This window comes from Cupriavidus necator N-1 (assembly GCF_000219215.1).
Taxonomy (GTDB): domain Bacteria; phylum Pseudomonadota; class Gammaproteobacteria; order Burkholderiales; family Burkholderiaceae; genus Cupriavidus; species Cupriavidus necator.
The window spans coordinates 310043-332076 of record NC_015724.1; the positions used below are offsets into that span (position 1 = coordinate 310043).

The 22034-nt window shown below is 62.9% G+C and carries 25 protein-coding genes; 3 read left to right on the forward strand and 22 right to left on the reverse strand.

Annotated elements, in window-relative coordinates; genetic code table 11:
• Positions 1-103: 103 nt before the first annotated feature.
• Positions 104-1435: a recombination directionality factor gene (locus CNE_RS38065; RefSeq protein ID WP_013954383.1), complete on the reverse strand. Its 1332-nt coding sequence runs from the start codon at positions 1433-1435 to the stop codon at positions 104-106.
• Positions 1387-1710: a DUF7696 family protein gene (locus CNE_RS40560; protein ID WP_080569700.1), complete on the reverse strand. Its 324-nt coding sequence runs from the start codon at positions 1708-1710 to the stop codon at positions 1387-1389. Before CNE_RS40560 ends, CNE_RS38065 begins: the two co-directional genes overlap by 49 nt.
• 633 nt (positions 1711-2343) lie before the next feature.
• Between CNE_RS40560 and CNE_RS38070 the strand changes: the two genes are divergently transcribed.
• Genes CNE_RS38070 through CNE_RS38080 form a run of 3 tightly spaced genes read left to right on the forward strand, consistent with a single transcriptional unit; the run spans position 2344 to position 4042 of the window.
• Positions 2344-2946, forward strand: coding sequence for a hypothetical protein (locus CNE_RS38070; protein WP_013954384.1), 603 nt, complete (start codon positions 2344-2346; stop codon positions 2944-2946).
• Between the two features lie 43 nt (positions 2947-2989).
• Positions 2990-3595 (forward strand): hypothetical protein, encoded by a 606-nt coding sequence (locus CNE_RS38895; protein ID WP_049800776.1) that lies wholly within the window; start codon positions 2990-2992, stop codon positions 3593-3595.
• 9 nt (positions 3596-3604) lie between these two features.
• Positions 3605-4042, forward strand: a complete 438-nt coding sequence (locus CNE_RS38080) for a bactofilin family protein (protein ID WP_013954385.1) — start codon at positions 3605-3607, stop codon at positions 4040-4042.
• A 186-nt stretch (positions 4043-4228) separates the two neighbouring features.
• Here the strand turns inward: CNE_RS38080 and CNE_RS38085 are convergent, their stop codons facing one another.
• From CNE_RS38085 to CNE_RS38180, 20 genes are all read right to left on the reverse strand, one after another.
• Positions 4229-5470, reverse strand: a complete 1242-nt coding sequence (locus CNE_RS38085) for a vWA domain-containing protein (protein ID WP_013954386.1) — start codon at positions 5468-5470, stop codon at positions 4229-4231.
• Between the two features lie 7 nt (positions 5471-5477).
• Positions 5478-6395, reverse strand: coding sequence for a hypothetical protein (locus CNE_RS38090; RefSeq protein ID WP_013954387.1), 918 nt, complete (start codon positions 6393-6395; stop codon positions 5478-5480).
• An 89-nt stretch (positions 6396-6484) separates the two neighbouring features.
• Positions 6485-7510: an ATP-binding protein gene (locus CNE_RS38095; RefSeq protein WP_013954388.1), complete on the reverse strand. Its 1026-nt coding sequence runs from the start codon at positions 7508-7510 to the stop codon at positions 6485-6487.
• A 290-nt stretch (positions 7511-7800) separates the two neighbouring features.
• Positions 7801-9366, reverse strand: coding sequence for a hypothetical protein (locus tag CNE_RS38100; RefSeq protein ID WP_013954389.1), 1566 nt, complete (start codon positions 9364-9366; stop codon positions 7801-7803).
• Positions 9367-9435: 69 nt separating this feature from the next.
• Positions 9436-9801 (reverse strand): DUF4313 domain-containing protein, encoded by a 366-nt coding sequence (locus tag CNE_RS38105; RefSeq protein ID WP_013954390.1) that lies wholly within the window; start codon positions 9799-9801, stop codon positions 9436-9438.
• A 258-nt stretch (positions 9802-10059) separates the two neighbouring features.
• Complete coding sequence (locus CNE_RS38110; protein WP_013954391.1) at positions 10060-10530, reverse strand: hypothetical protein; 471 nt, start codon at positions 10528-10530, stop codon at positions 10060-10062.
• 9 nt (positions 10531-10539) lie between these two features.
• Entirely contained in the window at positions 10540-10920 is a 381-nt protein-coding gene (locus tag CNE_RS38115) for a hypothetical protein (RefSeq protein WP_013954392.1), read from the reverse strand.
• Positions 10921-11114: 194 nt separating this feature from the next.
• Positions 11115-11495: a hypothetical protein gene (locus CNE_RS38120; protein WP_013954393.1), complete on the reverse strand. Its 381-nt coding sequence runs from the start codon at positions 11493-11495 to the stop codon at positions 11115-11117.
• A gap of 193 nt (positions 11496-11688) precedes the next feature.
• Positions 11689-12117: an outer membrane lipoprotein gene (locus CNE_RS38125; RefSeq protein WP_238553244.1), complete on the reverse strand. Its 429-nt coding sequence runs from the start codon at positions 12115-12117 to the stop codon at positions 11689-11691.
• A gap of 190 nt (positions 12118-12307) precedes the next feature.
• On the reverse strand, positions 12308-12502 hold the full coding sequence (locus tag CNE_RS40565; RefSeq protein ID WP_080569701.1) for a DUF3085 domain-containing protein: 195 nt from the start codon (positions 12500-12502) through the stop codon (positions 12308-12310).
• A 303-nt stretch (positions 12503-12805) separates the two neighbouring features.
• Positions 12806-13537 (reverse strand): hypothetical protein, encoded by a 732-nt coding sequence (locus CNE_RS40570; RefSeq protein WP_013954397.1) that lies wholly within the window; start codon positions 13535-13537, stop codon positions 12806-12808.
• A gap of 148 nt (positions 13538-13685) precedes the next feature.
• The gene (locus CNE_RS40575; RefSeq protein ID WP_041229408.1) at positions 13686-14183 is read right to left on the reverse strand and encodes a phospholipase D-like domain-containing protein; all 498 of its coding nucleotides are present in this window, start codon (positions 14181-14183) and stop codon (positions 13686-13688) included.
• 124 nt (positions 14184-14307) lie between these two features.
• Positions 14308-15102 carry a PRTRC system ThiF family protein gene (locus CNE_RS38145; RefSeq protein ID WP_013954399.1) on the reverse strand — a complete coding sequence of 265 codons (795 nt, stop codon included), beginning with the start codon at positions 15100-15102 and terminating at the stop codon, positions 14308-14310.
• Positions 15102-15743, reverse strand: a complete 642-nt coding sequence (locus tag CNE_RS38150; protein WP_013954400.1) for a PRTRC system protein A — start codon at positions 15741-15743, stop codon at positions 15102-15104. Before CNE_RS38150 ends, CNE_RS38145 begins: the two co-directional genes overlap by 1 nt.
• Positions 15744-15751: 8 nt before the next feature.
• Complete coding sequence (locus tag CNE_RS38155; protein WP_013954401.1) at positions 15752-16468, reverse strand: PRTRC system protein B; 717 nt, start codon at positions 16466-16468, stop codon at positions 15752-15754.
• 9 nt (positions 16469-16477) lie between these two features.
• The gene (locus CNE_RS38160) at positions 16478-17611 is read right to left on the reverse strand and encodes a PRTRC system protein F (RefSeq protein WP_013954402.1); all 1134 of its coding nucleotides are present in this window, start codon (positions 17609-17611) and stop codon (positions 16478-16480) included.
• A gap of 102 nt (positions 17612-17713) precedes the next feature.
• Positions 17714-17932 carry a PRTRC system protein C gene (locus CNE_RS38165; RefSeq protein WP_013954403.1) on the reverse strand — a complete coding sequence of 73 codons (219 nt, stop codon included), beginning with the start codon at positions 17930-17932 and terminating at the stop codon, positions 17714-17716.
• Between the two features lie 11 nt (positions 17933-17943).
• Complete coding sequence (locus tag CNE_RS38170; protein WP_013954404.1) at positions 17944-18402, reverse strand: PRTRC system protein E; 459 nt, start codon at positions 18400-18402, stop codon at positions 17944-17946.
• A gap of 64 nt (positions 18403-18466) precedes the next feature.
• Positions 18467-20131 carry a PRTRC system ParB family protein gene (locus CNE_RS38175; RefSeq protein WP_013954405.1) on the reverse strand — a complete coding sequence of 555 codons (1665 nt, stop codon included), beginning with the start codon at positions 20129-20131 and terminating at the stop codon, positions 18467-18469.
• 543 nt (positions 20132-20674) lie between these two features.
• The gene (locus CNE_RS38180; RefSeq protein WP_013954406.1) at positions 20675-21580 is read right to left on the reverse strand and encodes a hypothetical protein; all 906 of its coding nucleotides are present in this window, start codon (positions 21578-21580) and stop codon (positions 20675-20677) included.
• Positions 21581-22034: the final 454 nt, after the last annotated feature.

Sequence of the window (22034 nt, forward strand, 5' to 3'; positions counted from 1 at the left end):
CGCGGGGAAGGGATGGTTGCGGCCCGGAGCGGCCACAGGTGAAAGGAATTGAGGAAACGCAAACGTGAACGGCGCATTGCACGCCGTTCACCTTGTTACGCCGTTAGACAGAAGCCGACGCCTCGCGCACGCGGGCTCGTACCTGCTCCCGGAAGGCCATCGGATTGGCCAGCGCGATCTGCATCTCGCCGATCATCCTGTCGACGTCCTTGGGCCGCTTGGTCCAGCCTTGGCCGTATTCGATTCGCGCAAAGGCCAGCAGGTCCATCTTGTCCTGCCCCTTCGCCATGTCAAGACGAGCGGCCAGATCAGCTAGCACGCTTTCACGGTCGTCGGGATCAACTTCGGAGGACATCGGTCCAGCATGCGACACCGGCGCAACGATCGGTGCCGGTTCAGGTGCCAACGTCATCGCGGAGATGTCGGCTACCGGCGACGCCGGCGGCGCAGCGGTTGCGGACATTGCCGAGTTTGTGCCTTCGAGCAAGGTGACCGCGTGGCTTGCAGCGTCCAGCGCCGGGGCCATCTGGTCAGCGCCATCCAGCAGCGCGCCCATGTCGATTTCCGCGTCCAGCATTGTGAGCATCTGTTCCTGCCGCATGGGCAGGCCATCGTCACCGATGCGGGTAATCTCGACCGCCTTCTTCGAGAGCCAGAACTGCAGGCCGGCCATGCGGCCGCCCCGCGCCAACGCCACCGTCTGCATTGCGGCATACGCCTTCTGCAACACGTAGATGGAATTGGTCGGCAACTCGATCAGGCCGAGGCCCTTGATTTCGGGAACGCAAAAGAGGAAGTTCGCGCTCAGGTTGCACTTGCGTTCCTGGTACTGCGGACACTGGTGCGGATCGCAGACGCCGTCGGCAATGGCGTCGTCCTGGCGCAGGATGATGGTACGTCCGCCGAAGAGGCGCTTGGCGCGCTGAGCGCGCTGATCAACTTCCGGCGCAGCATACATCTTGCAATACCGCTTTCCGTCGGTGCCATACTCGGAGAAATACTGCAGACCACGTGTGCCCCATACCTTCAACTGGTTTGGCATGTTGGCCAGCCAGTCGTCGAAGGCGAAGATGACCGGGAAGCGCCAGAGCTTCAGGCCATCGCCGCGATCCTCGCCGTACTTCTGGAGGATTTCGTCGGCAGTGGCCGGATTGGTGAAGTCCGAAGACCGGCAGGTGAACCAAGCCGTGTTCTTCGGCACCAGGGCGTTGCGCAGTTTGGTTTTGCGTTCGATCTCGTCGCCGATAGCCTCGAACGAGTCGCCGCGGGCGAGACCGGCGTCGTGGATCTTGACCGCCTGCTCGTTCTCCTTGGCCTTCTTCGTGAGCACCTTGATGCCCGGTCGAATCTTGCCAATGATGGGTGGCCGCGCGGGCCGTTCCTCGATCAGGCTGCGAGGCTGGTTGAAGTCGGTGTAGCCAATAGCTCGTTGCATGGTGCGTTGCTCCTACGTTCAAGAAGGTATTGAACGACGGCGACGCGGATGGACGCAGCATGCTCCCGAAGGCGCAGGGCTATGTCGGCCCCGCGCTGGGTCGTTACGTCGGAAAGGAACGCCGCTCGGGCGGGTTCCGCTAGACCGGCCACATGGGCCGCTTCACACAAATTTAGCCACGCATTCGGCAGCCCGACGTAGTCGGGCCGGCGGCGGGCCAGCGTAGCCGCAATCGCGGCACGAATCTCGGAGTTCTGATCGATAGCAGACAGCATGGCTAAGCTCCTGTTCGAGGGTTCCTACAAACAAAAAAAGCCCGCTCCGGCATTGCGGAAGCGAGCTTGTTCGCAGGAAAACCCGTTGCCACGCCCCTTCCGGGGGCGTGGCGAACGGGGAGCAGTGCGCACAACGCGCATAGCTCTATGTGAGGACGCAAAGTCGTCCTCGTGCAGCAGGGTTCACGCTGCACTTCGGCCCATTTAGAACACGGAGTTCACCGCAGGATCACGGATCAGCCGACGACGGCCGTTCTGCCCAGGAGGGGCAAGAGAGAGAGACCCACATGGTCCCAGGCTCGAACGGTGTCCACTGTGCATGCCGAAGCAGCACAGATCACGGACGCGTATTACGGATGATAGATGGGGAGCAAACGGCGAAATTGCTCATCGCAATGGAATGTCCACACCGGTAGCCAACCGGTCGGCGCATGCGCTAAGGCACGACTTGAGAAATGCAATGGACTCGCGGTGGAGTCAGGTCGATGCGTCGGAGACGCGAGAAGTGAGATCATTATGCACGGAATGCTCCAATGCGCAAAGTGCGTAACCTCGCGAAAATCGCATACTTTACGATGCGCATTTGCACCGGGTCCTGACAGAGAATCTCCGCAGAGAGAGAGACTTACGATCATGGACATAGCCGAGCAGCCAGGGATATTTCCTGCCCACCTACCGCAATTCCCACCCGACGCCGTGCAGGCGGCGCAAACCGAGAGCGCCGCCCCAGACACTGGCCTCAAACCGATCACGCGGCTAATCAGCGAAGATCGCATCTCGCGCATCGTTCCCGAGACGGCCACCAAGGTGCAGGTCTCGTTCTCTTCGGTGTTCACGCGCCGCTTCCTGCACGATGACTACAATTTCTGCGCCGCCAAATGCTCGGTGGCCCGCGGCGGGAAGGTGAAGGCGCTCGACGAAGCCTTTCGCGAGGCCGAGGAGTGGTTCACGCGCGTGACCGAGTGGCTCGCCACGAAGAACCAGGTGGAGTTTTCCATCGGTTATGAAACCGTTGCCCTGGAAGTGCCCAACGCACTCGCAGGGCGACTGGTGCGCCTGCTCAACCAGTACGACAAGCTGTCGTCGGCAACGCTATTCGCGCACATCGGGCGCTCAATCTCCGGGGCCGAGCGCGATACCCAGCTCGATATCGCAAGCCGCCGTATCAACATCATCCACACGCTTTGCATTCCGGACAACGACCGGTTTGCCGACGACGGTAGCCGGCTCTCTTAGCCGCCCCTTCCGCATTCCAGACTTTCCGACTCCAAGGATTACCGTGGACATTCGAGATATCCAGCGCCTGCACGAGCAGTTCGCGCATGCCCCGCTCACCCTGGAGGCTCCGACAAGCTCCAACCATACTACCCCCGGCCTGTTGCCGCCTCCCGCCTACGCCTACGCTGCCGCAGGCGCGACGCGACGTTGGGCAGAACGCGCCGGCGGCGCCCGCTTGATCGTCACCGTCATTGTTGGGATCGTAGCGGCCGGCGCACTCGGCATGTCGATCGCCACCTGGCTGCATGGGCGGGAAACCACCGCGGCAACGCCTGAGTCTGCCGCTCCCGCGCCTATGCAGACGATGGCGCCGGAGAAAGAATCCGCCCCAGCGCCGGCCGTCGCCGCCGTTGCGGATGCTGCGTCGGTACCGGCGAGCGCGCAGCCTGTGGAACCGCGGGCAAGGGTTGCCGAGCCCGCGCAACCGTCCGTCCAGCCGTCGCCGCCGGTCGCCGCGCCAGTGCCTCGACCAAGTCCGGCTTCCGGCGCGAGGGAAGCAGCTCCGGTCGCGCGCAAGGCCGAACCTGCCCCGGCGGTTGCGAAGGCCCCGCCGGCCTCTCCTGCTGCCCGTCGCGCCGACGGCGCGGCCGAGATCAAGCTGTTCTGAGGATTTTCCATGAAAGACACCCCTCTTTTCAGCGTGCTCAATCGTGGCATGAGCATCCACGGTGATGTGGCTGCGGATCATGGCATCACCTGCCTTGGCCTCGTCGACGGCAACCTTTCCTCCTCCGCCGGACTGCTCCACATTGCCGCCGGCGGCATCGTGCGCGGCAAGGTCGAAGGCGACCACGTGATCGTGGACGGCATCGTTGAGGGCGACGTGGCGGCACGCAGTACGCTAATCCTCAACGGCCGCGTGAAGGGTGAGATCTTCTACGCCGGGACCATCCGGCTGGGGATGAACGCAAACCTCGAGAGCAAGATTTCGCGGGTCGCAGCCATCGCGGCTGGCACCGGCGCACACGTCTTTGCGCGAGAAGCTGTGGTGGCGGGATCAGTCGATCCCGCTGAGATGGCCGATGCGAACACGGCGGCTACCCCGAGCACATGAGTCCACCCTATTTGCGGAAACGCACATCATTAAGCATCTCTTTTGAGTTGCAACAGCCCGGCTTGCCGGGCTTTGTTGTTTCTGGTGCGGCTATCGAGTAGTCAGCAGTCGCCGCGTCGACGGTTGCGTGGGTATGCGGCGCTCACATGCAACAGAAAAACCCCGGAGCAAGCTCCGGGGTTGGGTTCAAACGATTACCTCGACCGCCTCGCCAAACGGCGGCGGAGCAATCCGACGCAGCGGCGTGGTCGAAGCCCACAGCGTGGGGTACGCTGGCGGCGCGGACGGAAATTTCCCGTCCATGTCCGTCAGATAGACCAGGAAGGCCGGGTGAACACCCTGCTCTTCCAGCCAGGCGAACGGCGCTACAAAACTTGTGCCGCCACCGCCACGGATGGGGCCAAGCTCGATAGCCTCGCCCCTTTCAAAGCACTGTACCTGTGCGATGCGTGTGTCACAGTCCACCACGAACAAACGCCGCGGCTGCAGCGACGTGAAGACCGCTTCGATCTCCGCGCCGAACTGGGCCTGCGTCTCGTCGAATACCGATCCGCTGGTGTCGCGCACAAAGACCGCATCGCCCACCGACTGGTCATGCAAAGCCGGGAGGTACAGGCCCATGTGGGTGTACCGCCGGTTCGGCATGGCCCAGCTATAGTCCGAACGAGTCTGCTCGAAGGCAAAGCGGTGCAGCACGGAGCGCCAGTCCACCGAAGCCCGCGTGGCTGACGCCACCATTGCGCTCAGGTCGCCGGGAAGCTTTCCACGCATCTGCACGGCTTTCGCCGCCTGCATCGCCGCCACCTTCCACTCGTTGGCCAGCGCCTGCTGTGCTGCCTGCGGTTGCTGGCGCACCTCCCCGGGTGAAAACTCCGGCGAAGCCTGGGAAGGATCGCCCCCGGCGCTGCTATCGTCCGGCCCGTCCTGCCCATCAGGCTGTGGCGGGCCGCTGCCATCACCCTGACCGCTGCCATCCTGCTGTGGTTGGGGTTGGGGTGCTGGTTGCGGCGGCTGCTGCGGTTGCGGTTGCTCCGATCCTTCCTGGCGCAACATGGCATAGATCTCTTCCGCGGACTTGCCGAGAAAGCGTCCGTCGATCAGCGCGCCGGCCGGCAGCTGCAAGCCGGCGTTCAGCACCAATGGATTAATCGCATAGTCGCACGCATGATTCCAACGGCCGGGATCACGCACACCACGGCGCCAGCAATGGCCATTGGCCGGATGCAGGACCTCATGCGCCAGACAGCCGCGCAGTTCAAGATCGCTCAGGGTGGCGACATACGCCGGGTTGTAGCCCAGCGACACGCCATTCACCCAGAACGTCTTGCACGACGGATCCTCGACCAGCTGCAACCGCATCAGCAACGCCCCGAAGAACGGTTGCGACAGGATAAGCTGGGAACGCTGCTTCGAGATTCGATCGCGCATGACGGCCTCACGCAGTCAGCATTTGGAACATCGGCGAGGCGGGCGCAGTGGCATCCGACGACGGCGGAGGGCCGCCCATAAAGGCGGCCATCTGTGCCTCGATCTCCATAGCCTTCTCGGCCACCTGCTTGCGCAGTTCGGTCGAGTTGCGCAGGTCCAGGCCGCTGTGCCGCGCCAGATGCTGCTGGGTGTCCTCCAGGATGCGCGTGAGCGCCGGGTCCCCGGAGAAGTTCAGCTTGGGCAGCAGCGCGCTCAACTCGCGCACCTTGTCGGCAACGTCCAGCCGCACGTTCGTCGCCCCATACAGGCGGTTGGCGAAGTGCTGCACAGCCTCGAAGAGCCGGCCTACCAGGTCGTCATTGGCGGTTTTCACCGCACCGAGCACTCGCTGGTCCATATCCGTCTTCAGCCCGTCCAGCACGTTGGCGGGTAGAGCGATGTCAAACTGGCTAGCGTCGGGGAACGGCAGCACTGCGAGCCGCATGCCGAATTTCTTCGCCAGTTCCGCCTGAGTCGGATAATCCGCCTCGTCGAACAGGCCGTTCAGGGCCTCGCGCGCCTCATCCTTCAGGCGCGGATAGTCGCCAAGAAACACCGCGGTAGCGGCGTTGAACTCGTCCTGGAACTGACGCTGACGATCGGCCACCTCCATGTACATGTCGGTGGGCAATAGGCGCACGCCCAGTTGGTCGTAGTCCAGGCTGTGCGCATCGAAATAGGCGCGTGCGCGATTGGCGATCGCACACACCTCCTTGTACGACGTCGCACCCTCGGTCAGCAGCTTCTTGTTGAAGCGGCCAATGTCCTTGGTGTCGTGGTTCGCCTCGACTTCCTCGGTCGCCCGGGTGTCGAATTTGCGCGCCCGCCATACCGACGTGTTGAAGGTGGCGAGCATGACGCGCTTGATAATGTCTTGAATGTTCATGATGAATCCTGAAAATGGGACGGATACGGCTGCAAAGACAAACGGCTAGCCGGATGGCTCGCCGTCATGGGATGAAGAAGAAAGGTGGATCAGTTGCCGAGCAGCAACTCACCGAGCTTGCAGCCCTGCGCATTGATCCACGCCGGGGTGGCACAGATTCGCGAGTCGCGGCGTGCTGCGTCGGTGGCGAGCATCACCGCGAACTCCCCGAGATGGGCTTCGAACAGGCGATTGGCGTACACCATCACGCGATCGAAGTTGTTTTCGTTGGCAACGGAGGCGAGCGCCGAGCAGATGGCGTACTGCGCCGCCACCTTGTCCGGAATCCTCGCGGATTCCGGGGCGGCCAGCACCGAATCGACACTGGGCAGCTCGCGATAGATCTGGCGGAACGACTCAAACTCGAGCGCCGCGCCCTCGCCCACCGCGCCGGCCGAGACGATGATCTCCATGCCGGGCGGTACCAGCGGCAGTTGACGCGCCAGGTGCCCCCAGCCTCGCGGCGAGGGCAGGTTCTCCACTTCCTTGCTGCGCTCGGACGAGAGCAGCAGGTCAGGACGGAAGCGCAGAAAGGCAATCAGCACGGGCGGCACATGGTTCGTGACCGCCCACCGTGTCCAGTCCTCGATCGTCGGCTCCAACTCAACGATGGTGCTGAAGCGGGATTTCAACGGATCAAGGATGTTGGACACCGCCGCGTTGTCGCTGCGACGGTTGGTGGCGGCAACAAAGGTGACGTGGTCCGGCAGGACGTGTTCACCAATGCGCCGCGCGAGCAGTAATTGCATCTTGGCCGCCTGGACGGCCGGCGAGGCTTGTCCAAGGTCATCGATAAACCAGACCAGCGGGCGCAGGCTGTTGAGCGCGGTGGCCAGATCCCCGAACGGCAGGAACTTGGCACCCGCGCCATCCGTTGCCGGAAAGGGCAAGCCCTTGGAGTCGGTCGGATCTTCCACCACCGGGTGGGAGATCAGCAGGTCGTAGCCTGCAGCCTTGGCAGCGCTGGCCACGATATCGCTCTTGCCGATGCCAGGCGCCCCGGTGATGAGGACGGGCAGGCGTGCGGGAATGAAGGCCGCGAGCAGGGTGTGCAGTTGGGAAGGGTTCACTTTCATGGGATGTCCTAAAGGGAAGTCCCACAAAGCCACCCGCCCGACAGGGATGGTGTCCCTGTGGGAAGGTTCAATGAATAGGCCAGCTCGAAGCTGGCAGAGGTCGATGCGTCAGGAGACGCGGGTAAAACGCGGTTTGGACTGATCCGAACCAGTACGAACAGCGCTCAGTAGACAGGCTAGCTCAGAGTCAGCGGATTAGGCCGACGAAACATGATGAAATTAGCGTCCCTTTTGGGGCGAGAGAGAAAATCTCCCCGGCACAGGGCCGGGGAGTAACGCGAGGAAGCCAATCAGGCGGCCACTGCCATCGAAGCGGACGCCACGGCCAGTCGCGACCGGGCATAGTCCAGCGTGCCATCCTTGGCCTGTAGACGTCTGATGGTCCGCGTCGCCGGCTGCTCGATGTAGTAGACCCGAGCGCTGCCGCGCGGGAAATGCCGGATCTGGCTGAAACCTTGGTTAATGCACAGGTCGACATACTCGCGCCCGTTCATTTTCCTGCCATCGACACTCCAGCGCGACGCTTCGGCCCGCTCGCGCGCCCGCTCCGCATCATCCGCCTGCAGGCGCTCGGTGCGTGCAGTCTGCGCCTGAGCTTCCCAATGCTGCTGTTCAGCCTCGGAAAACCCGCACAGCTCGAAAATGCGGCGGCGCCGTGTGACAGCGGGTACGCCGGTCAGGACAACGCCGAATTGCTCACGCAGCGCACGCTTGGACGATGTGTTGCGATCGTTCGGCGTGTCCAGCGTTTGCAATAGCGTTGCGATGTCGCGTTGCATGACCGCCAAGGCAAACCGGTTCGGCCATGAGAAGCTGGCGTGGTCACGTTCGATGGCGGCAAGCGCCGTCTCGCGTTGCAAGCAGCGCTCACTCATCGCGCCCCTGGCGCGCTCAGCCTGTGCGCGCGCAAGCCGTTCGGCGTACCGCTTGGCACCGATCAGCGAGTGAAGGCGGGCAGCCAACGGCGAGACAGGCGCGGCATCATCACCGCTCGGCGGCTTGCCGACGGGCGCCGCCAAAGGCGGGATCACCTGCGCAGCATAGAGCGCATCGTCGACCGTCACGTAGGTGCAGTCGTCTGGCAAGGGCTTCACCAGTGCGATGAGCCGCGCGGCGTTGCGATCGGTAATGGCGAGCTCGTCTTGGCGCATCACGTCGCACAGCGACTGCAGCTTGCCTGGCGACAAGGCCCCGCGCAGCGCTGGCACCGCGATTAGCGTCCGCAGCCAATGCAGGTCGTGCCGACCAGCATCTGCCGCATCACCGTCGTGGCGGTAGGCATTGAGGATGCAGTCGCGCACCGGCTCGCCCCGCTGAAGCGCGTAGGCAACGTGCACTTCGTAACGCGAATTGACGCCAGCGCCAGGCGAGTACTCAGGGCCGTTGGTCCCGTAGCCAAATCGGCGATCGAATTCCACTCGGATGAACTCGTAGGCATCGAACGGCTCGACCACCGCGAACAAATCGAGGTTGGCCGCTCCGAGGTCCGCGACCTGGTCGGGATCGACCGCTTCGTTGGTGAAGACCGCAAGGCGGCCGGCCGCATAGACGGCAAGCCACGACGTACGGCTCATCTCGTGCGGACGCAGCACCTTGCCCTGCGGACGGACGATGAAGCGCTCAACCTCGTCCAGGATGGACGTGAGGATCGCCTTCGGGTCGCCGGCGGGCCGCACCGCGAATTGCCCGGAGTGCAGCCGCAAAACGGGAATGGCGCCGCGCTCGACATGGCGAACCGAGATGCCTTCTGCGCGCAAGCCGGGCTTGGGCCCAGGTTCGAGATTCAGATAAGCCAGCACGCCGGCTAGGGTCGTGCGGGTGTCGACCCGTTCCGGGCCAGTCGAGATAACGTACATGATTGCTCCGGCAGAGAACGGAGCATGCCCATCGGGGCATTGCCCCGCGTGGGTGAGATGGTGAAAGGGTTATTGCGGCATGTCCGCCAGCGCGTCTTCGCGAGCGTCCGCGATCCAGGCGAGCAGGTCGGCGGACTGGATCTTCCAGACGGGGCCGCGGATGTAGCCGGTGGCGATCGTGCGCGCAGGCACGAACCAGCCGGACTCCAGCAGCGCCGTCAAGACGTCGTTGGGAACGTTCCAGGCTGCAATGAACACCTCGTCTTCGGCCAGTTCCTGGTCGGGAACGTTGGCAGTGAGGTCGAGGTAAGGTAGGTAGTCGTCGGCACAGATCAACGCCAGCGCCGGCCGATTGTTGTTGCGATAGACGTGGACGCGAAGCTGCAGGCCTGCTGGGTAGCTGACCATGCCCGCGCCGATGATGTGTTCTTCCATGGGGCACTCCTGAGGGCTACAGGGCTGCCCCAACGGGGCACGCCCCGGTGGGTGGGTAAACAAAAACGCACCCCTTACAGGGTGCGCTATAGAAGACATCCAGAAATCTGGACGCCTAGGAAATCGACGGCGACTTGCGATCGTGAGAACTACGGATCACTTAGTCCTTGTGAACGCGTTTGCCGTTCTGGCCGGCCCACAGGAGCAAGCCTGCAATCGCACCGCCAAGAATCACAACAAACAAGCCGAGGGTCATTCTTAGTCTCCCTTCGAAAGGATTGCGCCTGCGAAGAATAGTACAACACCGACTCCGACCAGGCTAATCACGTCGGTTACGGCACGGATGGACCAGGTGTGGTTGGTACCAAGGTAGCCGGCCGCACCAATCACCGCGGCTGCCGACAGCGTGTGAGCGAAACGACCCGACTGCTGTCGTTGCTCTTTAGTTGGCTCAGCCACTGCCTTCCATGCCAGAACCAGCAGGCTGCGGCGCGCGCGCCGACTGCGGTCCATTCGGTAGGTTGCCCCGCCGTCATGAAGCAGAGGGAATTGATACCCGTCTTCGTGAGCTACCAGCGCATAGCCGATGCCCACCGCCTTTGCCTGCTCGATGAGCGTCAGGAAGCTTGTCGGCAAGGTCACGAGACCGCTGGCATGATCGTACTGGGCTTTGCCAGTGGTCTCCTCGCCGGTGGTTCCAGTGAATGTCACTTTGATAAGTGTGGTCATAGCCTCCCCCTAGCTTCGGCGGCTAGCCACCACACGCAGCGTAGCAACGAGCGAAGCATAGCCTTCGGGCGAGCCGATCGAATGCAAGCACACCGCGTTGTCGCGACCGCCCGTATGGTCGTCGCGGCCGCGGCAGGTGCGAAAGCTCATGTGAGCAGCGTTTTGCTGTGGCGCATGGGCGATTTGCACGTACAGGCTGTCGGTGTGCAGCGCATAGAGATCGGCCTGGTGGCGGCGGTGCCGGCGCTCGCGCACAGTGAAGTCTCGCTGGCGCAGGCCAAGGTCGCAGGCCAGACGGCGGAAGACGCGCGAAGCATCGCGTTTGAGGTTGGCGCAGGACGCGGCATTGCCGGGCTGATGCGGCTGTGTAAAGGACTTGGGGATTTTCATGGCAGATCTCGAAAATGATCGGGACGGCCATCCCCATCGGGACGGTGTCCCGAGAAGGGTGAAGGTCTGGACAAGCCAGACGGGGGTTCGATGCGTCTTGGACGCGATCAAAGAGTGTTTGCCGAATCGCTCGTCGATTGAGCAAGCACTCTGGTGCGGTGTGCGCGGCGCCCGAAGGCGCCACGCATTCCGGATCAGTCGATGTCCAGCAAGCGGTTGATCACGCGCGCCGTCTGCCACGCCTGGTCGCGGCTGAACATCTTGGCCACAACGAGCTTGCGCAGCGCCGTGCTACCGGTGGGACCTTCGACGGCAGTCGCGATGTGATCGACGTGCACGCGCCAGCCTTCCGAGCAGCCGCGGTCGACCGAGACCGCGAAGCGATGGCGGGCGTGCTCTGCCGGCCAGACCGCGTCGGGCAACAGCCCGTACTGCGCCTCGTTTGCGTCAGCAAAATGATTTGCCGGAATGATCCACTCCGGCTCGAGGTCGATGGCGCGCAGCGTACGCGCAAGAAGGCTGGTGACTTGGTCGACGGTCTTGCCTTCGGTCTGGATCGGGGTGATGGATTGCATAGTCGGCTCCATGGCACGGGACGCCGATCACGAGGGCGGTGCCCCGTGGGTGCAAGGGATGGTCCTGGCGGTGCCAGGCGCGGATTTCGATGCGTCGTGGACGCGATCAAAAGCGCTTGCCCAAGCGCGAACGCTGGGGCAAGCCCTCTTGGGGCTTGCGAGGGATGGGAGCACCGGCAAGCCGGTGCTCAGTTCAACGCGTCAGGCGATAGCCGCCGCCCGACGACACCAGGTACAGTTGTTCGCCGACGACGAACTGCTGATCGGCGCCTTGTGCCACGACGAGCTGGCGGCCGCTGTCCGTGCGGACAATGACCTCCACGCCGTCGCGCTGCGACAGGTGCGTAGCCGCGACCTGCCCGATGACACCCGCTGCCGTGCCCGAGAGCGCGCCGGCGATGTAACGCCCATCGCCGTTGCCGATGACACGCGCACCGAGTACTGCGCCAACCAACGTGCTGAGGATTGCCGGCACACCGGAGTTAGCCGACAACATGCTGTCGCCCGCAATGGTGACGTTGCGCACGCGCACTACCGTCACCTGCTCCGCGGAACCGGCGCGCATGGCATCGGAACCGCGGTAGACATTGGGCGAACTGAGCAGCGCGGCCACTGATAGCACTGACAAATGCAAAGAGGAGGAAATAACGCTTGAACATGCTGGCCTCACATGAAAATGGGCCAACATGCCTACGGGCAGGAAGGCCCGTAGGGGAAAAGCTGTGCCAGCGGAGATGCCGGCGTGGTCGATGCGTCAGGGACGCGAGAAGTGCAGCTATCTTAGCAGTCCGGGCATCGTTTGTGGAGCCGTCTCAGGCGAACGCGTCGATCCGGATAGACCTGGGCGTGACGGTGATCCGCACGGACTTGCAATCTGCATTGGCCAGGGTCTCCTTGAGACCGGTCAGAGACAGACGCTCACCGAAATCATCGCCACCAAAACCGCGCCGGGCGTTCTCATAGAACTCCGCATCCACGGCCGGGTTGCACCCCTTAAAGTAAAACAGACACTGCTACTCCGGCTTGGGGCCGGTGCTATAGCCCACATAAGCGCCGTGGTCCTTGGCGATAAAAAACTTCTCGGACTTCGCCGCGTCGCAGAAGGCGACAAGGGACTCAACCTGCGAACGGGAAAGCGTGATTTGAGGCATCCTGAAAAGGTGAACGGAGCAAGCCCCCGAGGGACTTTGCCCCGCAAGGAATGACGAATGACGATTAAGCAGGATCTGCCAGGACAGGCGCATCGCCATCCACGCGGATAAGCGTTGCGATAATGCGCGAGATTGCTTGGGAGGAATTTTCCCTGTTGTTCACGGAAGTTTTCCGAAGAGACAAGGGATTGTGAGGAAGCGAACCTTCACGCTGCAGCCCGTTGGCTGTCTGTCTGGTGTCGGAACGTCCGCAGGGTTCACGCGAGCGACGGGGACCGGCGACTCCGCCCAGAAGAGCAAAGCCGGGCCGTCAGCCTCGCGTGGTCGCACAGTGCCAACGAAGTCTTCGCGCCCGCAGAGGCTGACGCGCGTATTGTCGGTACCGTTGTGATGGAGATAGACGCCGCCGCGGTCAGCGGCGAGTTTGCCCTCCAGCGCCAGGAAGACGCGGTGGAAGTCATAGAGGTGGCGCGGGTCGCACTGCCCCGGCTCACCGCTACCCCGATGGGGACCGATGGCGCGACGGTAGACGGGATAGCACGGATCGCGCCGCACAAATTCGAATGGTGTGCCGCCGTGCACCAGTTCGGCCCAGCCGGGCCGCTCGGTATCGAGGCGCAGGTCCAGCAAGCCAAACTTGCCGCGCACCGGCTTTACGCATTCGATGACGTTGTGGGGCAGGATGCAGCTTACGCAGATGGCGTCGCCAAGCTGGTTGGCCTTCTCTGCGCGGAACACGCCCATGCGTTGTCCGTCCATGGCAACCAGACGGGTTTCGCGTGCCATGGCCTCAACAAAGACTCCATTGAGCCAATGGCGGGGATCCTGCTTGGGCGCAAGCAAGGCGATGGCCTTGAGCTGGCGCGGGTCAATCTGGATGATTTGGTTCACGTCTGTGCTCCGGGGAAAGACAGGAGCACAGCCACGGGGACAATGCCCCAGTGGGTTGCGAATACCTGACGGACGTCAGGCTCGGAAAGGTCGATGCGTCGGTGACGCGAGAAGTGATAGGGATACTAGCACAGCATCCCGCCTACCACTAGCCCGCGACCCTGGCCAGCACGCTCGCCTTTGCCGGAATGCGAGCCTTCACCCGCGCCAGATAGGCAAAAATCTGGGTGTGCTGCGTATCGCCCAGGTTGCCAGAGACTTCGACCGACAATTCCTCATTGGAGCACAGGGCACCTCTCGTCAGATTGGCAGAGCCAATGAGCGCTGTGTATCGGTCGCCCTGCTCGAAATAGTAGATCTTGGAATGTAGGTAGAAATCTCTCACCAAAACGTGCGACACGCCCAATTCGGTGAGCCGCTGAATGGCAACTTGCTCTGTTTCTTCGGCTCGGTCACCCTTATTCGAGTAGACGGTAACAGTGGCGCCCCGGCCTACTGCGGCCAGCAGCGCGGACTTCAGCACATCGACACCCTCCTTCTTGAGCCATCCAGAAACGATGACTACATTGCTGGCCGCCTCAAGCAACTGGCCGACCCGGGTCAGGTGATTATTGTGCTTCGACTCATTGATGATCAGTTCAATCATGCCTCTATACGAGCCATATATGACCCGCTTTGCTTCCGACGAAACCCAGCACTGTACGCGCGCAGCACGAAGAAAAAACCCCCAACTTTCGTCGGGGGTGGTTGCATGATCGCGCATCGCGCTGTCATTTTGCCGCGCCGCGCTTGCGCGTCGGCTTGGCACTGAGGTCATAGCCGAATCGCGCCCACGCCGCAGGATCAATCGGCAATGGGTTGGTCCGCCCCGCCTCCAGGTTCACAAACACGCCTGAATACTTCAGCGTGCCCGTCCGGAAGAGCGTCCACAACAGGTTGAAGGCCTGCACCGCGATCGCCTGATTGATGACCAACGACTGCTTGCGCAGCGCGTCGGCCATCGAACAGGACGGCGCAGTGTCGGCCTTGTCGCCCCTCGGATCGATCAGTTCCGGGAACAGGTCGCCCACATGGGGCAACCGGCTTTCCCGCTTGCCGCGCACCTGGCCGAGAATGACCTGACCGCGGTCTGTCTCGTTGCCGCAATCCAGGTAGTAGCCACCGGTGCCGCGCTCGAGCGCGCCAAGAATGGCCTTGCGCGCCGCGCGGGAGTCCACGCAACCGACCGCCATGTCGCAGACAAAGCGATCCTGGCTGCCGATCCGTCGCGGGCGGGCTTCCCAGCGGGTGCCCATCAGCAGGTTAAGGCGGTTCACCAGCAAGGTCGCCTTGTGCTGGCCGACGTCGTTCGGGTAGAAGCCCTGGCGGCCGACGTTCGTCTCGCTCACTGTGTCGTCATCGTAGACCGTGCACTCGATGCCGCCGGGGTGGCCGAGTTCGAGCATGGCGTGGTGCAGACGCGCCAGTGCAGGCAGCAAGGCGCTGCCGGTACCGCCAGCGCCCACTACCACTACTTTCCACGCATTGACGCGCATCGTTTCGGGGATATGGTGCTCGAAACTCATCACACTACCTCCTGGGCCCGTGCAGCCGCGTACCAGTCGCCTGGTACACGGTCCACTGCCTCGAAGATCCCCTTGGCACAGAGCCGCAGGCACAGCGACGGTGTTGCGGCGAGGCAGTTCCCCATCACGAAGGCGAATTTCACGTCATGCTGATCGTCATCGTTGTCGGTCGATGAGAAGTACGCCGGGAAGTTGCCATGCGAATGGCAATCCACCACCAGCACTTCTCCATCCGCCAGCGCCGGCCGGTCGTACTGCAAATGACCGCGCCCGTGCGACAGCATCGTGACCGGCACCAGCCGGAATGCGCAAGTTGCCGGATGCCAGACGATCCAGCTGCCGGTCTCGTTGGGCATGGCCGCACGCGCCAGCTCGGCAAACTGCCCGATCAGGTGCGCGGGCAGCTTGCCGCAGCGCAGGTCCGTCGCCTCGGCCGCGGTGCCATACGGCACCGCAGTCTTGACGTCGAATTGGCCCACGCGGCGCACGAGCCGCAGCCATGGCCGCGACACTTCCAGAAACACGCCGTTGGCGGCGATAAGCAGGCGTTCTCCCGTCGCTTCCAGTGGTGCCAGTTCGCCGAAGCGCGGCACCATCACGGACGGAAAGGATTGCTGCAGGGTAATGTCCATCGGATGCATGTTCAGTCTCAGAATTGCCCGGCGATCAGGTTGCCGAGGGATTGGTTCATGGGGATGAGCGCCGCTTTTGGGAAGGTTGGAAACCTCCCGTCCAGCATGTCGCGCCAGAAGGCGTAGAAGCCGTCGTCATAGTCGACCCGCTTGCCGCCGTGATTGGGATGGGTGAAGGCAGAGGCGAAGAACGCCCCTTCCCAGCCGGCTATGGACGCCGCGTCGATCTGCTTTGGCACGTGGGCCGTGCCGATGCAGATCTTCCCGTGGTCCCAGGTATTGAAGTAAGGCGGCTCGTACAGCATCGATTCCGGCGTCGGGCGCTCATCCTCCATCAGGGCGAACACACGAAAGCCGGCAGGCGACGCGTGAAAGACCAGTCCGGGATGGGGCGTCATGGCACTGCGATCGCCCAGCTCCTCGCAGTTGAAGTACACGCGGCGATTGCCGGGCGGACACCACCAGGTGATGGCATCCGGGCCGATCGACAGCACGTTGGGCGTCAAGAACTCGCCCTTGGGCAGCGAGGCCTCGGCGACCTGACGCACCGCCTGGATCAGCGCACGCCGGTTCAGTGGCGTGCCGGCTCCGATCACGGGTCGCCCCGTCTGAGCATCGGTGACGATGCGATGCGCCGTGGCATAAGAGAACGCACTGAGGTCAGTCCCATACAGCAGAATGGCCCCTTGCAGGGCCACATCATGGTCGCGTGAAGCACTATGAATCTTGGCCATGTGGCCCTCCTATTCAGAAATTAAGGTGAGAACGCGGTCGAGTGCCGCGATGACGTCCATCATGTCGGCCAGTTGCTTGAACTGGCGCCGGATTGCGCGAGGGGTATTTGCCAGCGGAATTAGCGACTGATACATCGTGGCGTCGCCCCCGCAATTCAGGGAGTCGAAGTGGTCATCGAGGATCTGGCCCACCCAGTGCCCCCTCCACATGCAGAGCGTCGCAGCCGAGTAGGCAGGTTCTGCCCATTGCGCGTGGTTGAGTGCACGGCTGCGCCGGGTCCGGGCGAGTACCGCCTGTAGGTCCAGCAGCGCAAGGCAAATTCGGCGTGGCAGGCCACGTTTTTGACCCGCCAGCGCCTCCAGTTGCGGAGCGCGCAAGCAGTCGATGCGCACGGATTTGTCCCGTCGCGCAAATGCAGGCACCGCGTCATCTGGGGCGAGCACTGGCAGTACCTTGGACGGCAGGTAGCGCTCGATCTCGGAGCTGTCAGCGTCGCCGAACCGCTCGCCGAGAAACTCCCGCGCCTCCTCATCGCTCATTGTCGGATCGCACTCCCACCACCAGCGGGCGAACATGTCCGCCAGCTCGTCTGGCGTGCGCACGAAGAGCGATCGACCCGCAGCCTCGTTGACGAGGTGTGTGGCCGTGTACAGCAGGGCGGGATCAGCGCGGCGCATGATATCGGCACGCTTCCCGATCTCGAACACGGCTTCCTCGTCAAGCTCGATCGCCAGGTACAACGGCGCATGGAGGTCTTCGTCCCATCCGAACTGATCGACCTGCTCCCTTGCGGCAGCCAGGTCGAGCAACGCGAACGAGAAGTTCAACCGTTTGCACTTGGGCATGCGCCGGCGCAGCCAGGCGAACATGGCCTGCGCGAACGCATCACCGGCGCTGGCCGCCCCCTGCACGTCCCGGGCCGCCAGCACGCCGGTTTCGAACTGCTTGCGGATCAGCCTGAGCGTGTCCGCGCCCTCGCCGTACTGCAGCTTCCCGCGGGCGGGAATCTCGGCCGAGAGCGAGGGTAGCGTCAGAAAACCATGGGCAGGTCGACGTCTGGCAGCGGGAGGCTGTCGCGATGGCGTCCAGCCGGGCCCTGATGCAATGAAGATTTCATCAGATGGGCGAGCATCGAACAGCACGATTCCATCTCCTCAGAATGTGAAAAAACCGCCCTTTCGGGCGGTTTCTGGTTGGAAGGCAGGCAGAAGTCCGGACTGGACAGTGCCTGCATCAAGTCACGCTTACGCATGGCAGCCCTTGGCGCCGGCGGCGCGCACGAACGTGTAGCGCATGACGGTCCCGTTATGCACCGGACCATCCACCGTGGCGGTGGTCAGCTCGGGGTACTGGGCGGTGTACATGTCGCGCACCTGGTCGGTCGAAAATGCCGGGCCAGGATCCATCAGGGTCATGCCGTTGTAGATGAATTCACGGGTCAGTTGCTGGACAGTCAGGCTCATGGTGTCGCTCCTTATCCGAGCAGATCGGCGAGGTTGGTACCGCTCGGCTCGGGCGAGGATGCCTGGGGCGCGGGGGCCGCAGCCTTGCCCTCGCCTTCCGCGTTGTCGTCCGTGCCGTCAGTCCCATCCGCATCATCGGAAGACGATGCGACCGGCTTGCTGTTGGCCTTGGATAGCGCCTTCTGTGCCTTGGTAGACTGCGCGCTGGTTGCCGCGTTCAGGATCGAAGCAGTGGCTTCGACCTGTTCGGCCAACGAGCGATGCGAGACCGACACCGAGGAGATTGCCTGGGCAAAGCCCTCGTCCAGTTCCGCCGGGGAGGCGGTCAGAGCGAGCGGGGTGGCCAGCGCCGCGTCAGCGGCCTTGGAAACGACCGGTGCAACGACAACAGCCATCGCGTCACCCTTCATGGTTAGCGTGAGCACAACCTTGTCGCACGCGGTGACGAGCGGAACGAGTTCCTGAAACATGGGGAGATCCTTGAAAAGATGAGTAAATGGGGGAAAGCGACCGCCGGGAAGCGGTCGATTGCGATCAGAAGCGAAGAACCTTGGGCAGCTTGCCCGCGTATTCGAATCCGTCGACGTTGAGCAACGCCTCGATCAGATCCGGCTTGGACTTGTTAAAGACCTTGGCGAAGTTGTCACCAAGTGCGGCACGCAGGCCCAGCTCGTCGGCCAGCACCTTAATTTCCGACTTGGTCAGCAGCCCCAGGAAGTCTTTGGACTTCTGCAGGTTCCAATGCTGGCGCAGATCCAGCTTGTGGTATTGGCAGAGCGCCACAAGGTGATTGACTTCGATCCCCTCGATGGCCGCGACGGTCATTGCTGTGGTCAGCGTGACACGCTTGCCGGCATCCAGCTCCTGCACGGTGGACAGGTTCTTCTTGAGGTCGGTGGACGTAGCCTTCTCGTCCGTCAGCTTCTCGAAGATCTTGCCCATGATGTCGCCACCAATGTTGCGCGAGAGGCCGGACAGCGCCACCGCCAGCAGGTAGATGTTGGCGGTCTCGGGAACGCTTGCGGCCTCGCGGCGCAGTGCCTTGCGCCACAGCGCGACCCGGTAGGCTTTCACCTTCTCGGTCTCGCTGATGTGCGTGACAGCCTTTTCCTCTGCAGGCGTTTTGGTCGAGCCTTTGGCAGTCGTGGATGAACCCGCGGCTGCAGCGGCCGGCTTTTGTGCGTTCGCCTTGGCGTCGCGCTCAGCCTTCAGGCGTGCCGCGATCTTCTTGCTGTTGCAAGCCGTATCGAAGCACTGACCACGGAAGACCTTGCCGATGCTATCCGGCAACGCGCTGACCGCCGCGCCATAGTGCTCGCAGGCATGGCAGGCCTTCGCCTGATCTTCGCCAACGCCGGTCGGACCGTCCACCACCAGTTGCACGCGCGTATGGTTGTCCCCCGCACGCACAATCCGGATCACCGGGTACTCATCCTTCAGGCCGTAGGCTACCGTTTCCAGTTGCTTGTCGGTCTTCTGCGTGTAGCAGGCGCGGTTGGTGCAATTGCCGGTCGCAATCGCCTCGCCGAACATTTCCGTCTGCAACGACGAGTTGTGTGGGCAAGCAGCGCAGTCGGCCTTATCGAAGATTGCCGTAGCGAGGCTGCACGCGGCGGCCTCGATGGTCTTCTTCAGTTCGGCCACCGACTTCTTCTCGCCCACGATGACGGGCAGGAGCTTGTCCTGCTTGTCCTTGGCGAGCGTCGCTAGCAGTTCGGCGTGGCCAAGCTGGATGGTGCGGGTGTTGAGCGCGTCCAGAACGGACGTGCTGCAGTTCATCAGCCCCAGGCGCTTGTCCAGCGTGGAGCGGGACCAGCCCAGGATCTTGGCGGCTTCCTCGCGGTCGCCCTTAAGTTGTCCAACGATCCGTGCGGCAGCCACGGCTTCCTCGGAAGGGGCCATGTCCGCACGCTGGACGTTCTCGATGAGGGCGAGCCGGTCGGCCTCCTCTTCGGTCATCTCGCGGATGGTGACAGGGATGGGATAGTCGTCGCCGTGCGCCGCCCTCGCGGCACGCAAGCGGCGTTCACCGGCCACCAGCTCGTAGCCGTCATCGCCCAACGGACGAATCAGGATTGGCTGGATAACACCGTTCTCGCGAACGGAATCGGTGAGCTCCGCCATTTCGGCAGCATCGAAGTACTTGCGCGGGTTGCGGCCAGGACGGATCTTGCCGAGGGCGATAGTGGGGCTTTGCATGATTGGGCTCTCCGGATGGGGAATGGGAACCCGTTGCCGCACCGGGAACAGGTTCCCGATGGGATAAGAAAGTGAAATTGGCAGCCCGGCGATGCGGGAGGCCAAATTACTGCGAAAAGCTGTGCACCAGGCGGTGCGTGGTCGATGCGTCAGGGACGCGGAAGTAGCCGTAAGGATAAACCAATCGAAACTTGCGCGCCAGATGGCCGCGACCCAACTACACGGCGCAGGACGAAAAAAAAGGCCCTCCACAACGGGAGGGCGAGTCCTAAGAGGTCTTGGGTCCGTAGCGGGGGCTACGGGAAATCATCTTATCGCGGAACCGACGCAGTCCATCCGGCGAAAGCTCACGAATTTGCTATCTCTTTTGAAGGATCGCCCACCATGCGCACAATGAAGCGTTGTTCATGCTGCGGGGCTAGGTCGCGGTCAAGGCCAGAGGGCTCAAATCGACCCCTTGCAGTCTTTCGGAAAAACTGACTCAATGTCGGCTTTGCAGCGCTTGCGGTCGCCTTGTCAGTGGGCGCCTGGTAGCGCAGCCCATCAAAGCTTTGGTAGCACGTCCTGCTCGAAGATCTCCATCGGCATCAGGCCGTTGATACTGCAGTTCTTCCCGTGCAGTTCGTGCAACCGCTCCTGGTAGCCGCCGACGGCGACGAGGCCGTAGCCCAGCCGCCCGCCATCAAGAGTTACCTCCCGGGACGGCAGCTGCTTCATGAGCTCCAGCATGGCGGACCTCTCGCGCGCCAAGTAGGTCTCGACCGGCATGCCCTGCCTTCTGAGGATCGCCCGAGACTCTGGTGAGACGAGCTCCGTTGGTGTCACTCGGTAGGGTCGAAACTCCTTGGTGGCCGCCATCACCGGCAAATACTGCGCCATTGCATCTTTGTCATACATCTGGTGCCGCACCGTGACGTCGACTACCGTGAATGGTGGGGCCACCACAATCGCGTGGGGCGCGACGAACTGGCGCTGGTCGATCGAGTAGAAGTAGCGAGGCGTGACCGACACCGATAGCGGGAAGTGGATGGCCAGATTGCTCTTCGCGGTGTAGTTCCACACGCCGAGCTCGTCGAGAATCCGCGAAAGAACGCCCGACGCGACTACGCACAGCCCGTGCCGCCCATCGCGCGCAACGCGGTCGGCCACGGCCTCTGCCGCGACCAGGATCTTGCGCTCGGCCTGTTGCAACTCATCGGCCGTGTAACTTCTAGTCTCGACGAGACGCGCGACCATGTTCAGTGCCTTCGGGTCTTGCGCTTCGGCGCGCAGAAATTCTGGCGTGTCATGCAAGCGCGGCCTCGACGGGTCGATACCACGTTGAACGAACCAGGCGTCGAGCCCCTGCTGGGTGCTCGCGTTGCTCAATGGCCAAAGCCCCACCGAAGCCGGCTTCGAGGTCACTTGATCGCTGACGGCCAGCAGCTTTCGTCGTTTAGCTTCTCCCATATTCTCCCTTCAGTGTAGTAGTACCGAGCGCTTGAGCATGCGCATGGCATTGTACGCATGACGAGTAGATGTCAGATGGTTCGATCCCTCCATTCGGCAGGCTCGACACCTTCAATGCACGGCCGAGCATCTACATGCCAGAGTCGATGGCGGTGGGGACTCCCAAAGCAACATCGTGGCCGCCCGCCGGTTTTGCAACGCTCGCCGACACCAGGGTAAAGCAGCGCGGGACGCCGCCCATCACAAGGAATATGTAGAGCGGGTCATGCGCCGGAGACAGTGGCACCACCCCTGGGTCTTCGAAAGGCTGCTGCGTTCAGGCGGGGTGGTGAACCCGCCGACCCCCGCCGCCGCAGCCACCGATTGCTGAAATCCGCGCCTTGACTCCTTCGGTCGTCCCGTGACGACCGCTTGGCTGCGGCCAGCGGCTGGACCGATCCCGACCCAAAGCGGA

Excerpts from the sequence above, each read along its gene's own strand:
- CNE_RS38170 (WP_013954404.1), bottom strand. The coding sequence starts at position 18,402 with ATGTTTCAGGAACTCGTTCCGCTCGTCACCGCGTGCGACAAGGTTGTG.
- CNE_RS38150 (WP_013954400.1), bottom strand. The coding sequence starts at position 15,743 with ATGCATCCGATGGACATTACCCTGCAGCAATCCTTTCCGTCCGTGATG.
- CNE_RS38155 (WP_013954401.1), bottom strand. The coding sequence starts at position 16,468 with ATGGCCAAGATTCATAGTGCTTCACGCGACCATGATGTGGCCCTGCAA.
- CNE_RS38070 (WP_013954384.1), top strand. The coding sequence starts at position 2,344 with ATGGACATAGCCGAGCAGCCAGGGATATTTCCTGCCCACCTACCGCAA.
- CNE_RS38145 (WP_013954399.1), bottom strand. The coding sequence starts at position 15,102 with ATGAGTTTCGAGCACCATATCCCCGAAACGATGCGCGTCAATGCGTGG.
- CNE_RS38115 (WP_013954392.1), bottom strand. The coding sequence starts at position 10,920 with ATGAAAATCCCCAAGTCCTTTACACAGCCGCATCAGCCCGGCAATGCC.
- CNE_RS38175 (WP_013954405.1), bottom strand. The coding sequence starts at position 20,131 with ATGCAAAGCCCCACTATCGCCCTCGGCAAGATCCGTCCTGGCCGCAAC.
- CNE_RS38120 (WP_013954393.1), bottom strand. The coding sequence starts at position 11,495 with ATGCAATCCATCACCCCGATCCAGACCGAAGGCAAGACCGTCGACCAA.
- CNE_RS38105 (WP_013954390.1), bottom strand. The coding sequence starts at position 9,801 with ATGGAAGAACACATCATCGGCGCGGGCATGGTCAGCTACCCAGCAGGC.
- CNE_RS38180 (WP_013954406.1), bottom strand. The coding sequence starts at position 21,580 with ATGGGAGAAGCTAAACGACGAAAGCTGCTGGCCGTCAGCGATCAAGTG.
- CNE_RS38085 (WP_013954386.1), bottom strand. The coding sequence starts at position 5,470 with ATGCGCGATCGAATCTCGAAGCAGCGTTCCCAGCTTATCCTGTCGCAA.
- CNE_RS38080 (WP_013954385.1), top strand. The coding sequence starts at position 3,605 with ATGAAAGACACCCCTCTTTTCAGCGTGCTCAATCGTGGCATGAGCATC.
- CNE_RS40575 (WP_041229408.1), bottom strand. The coding sequence starts at position 14,183 with ATGATTGAACTGATCATCAATGAGTCGAAGCACAATAATCACCTGACC.
- CNE_RS38110 (WP_013954391.1), bottom strand. The coding sequence starts at position 10,530 with ATGACCACACTTATCAAAGTGACATTCACTGGAACCACCGGCGAGGAG.
- CNE_RS38095 (WP_013954388.1), bottom strand. The coding sequence starts at position 7,510 with ATGAAAGTGAACCCTTCCCAACTGCACACCCTGCTCGCGGCCTTCATT.
- CNE_RS38065 (WP_013954383.1), bottom strand. The coding sequence starts at position 1,435 with ATGCAACGAGCTATTGGCTACACCGACTTCAACCAGCCTCGCAGCCTG.
- CNE_RS40560 (WP_080569700.1), bottom strand. The coding sequence starts at position 1,710 with ATGCTGTCTGCTATCGATCAGAACTCCGAGATTCGTGCCGCGATTGCG.
- CNE_RS38090 (WP_013954387.1), bottom strand. The coding sequence starts at position 6,395 with ATGAACATTCAAGACATTATCAAGCGCGTCATGCTCGCCACCTTCAAC.
- CNE_RS38100 (WP_013954389.1), bottom strand. The coding sequence starts at position 9,366 with ATGTACGTTATCTCGACTGGCCCGGAACGGGTCGACACCCGCACGACC.
- CNE_RS38165 (WP_013954403.1), bottom strand. The coding sequence starts at position 17,932 with ATGAGCCTGACTGTCCAGCAACTGACCCGTGAATTCATCTACAACGGC.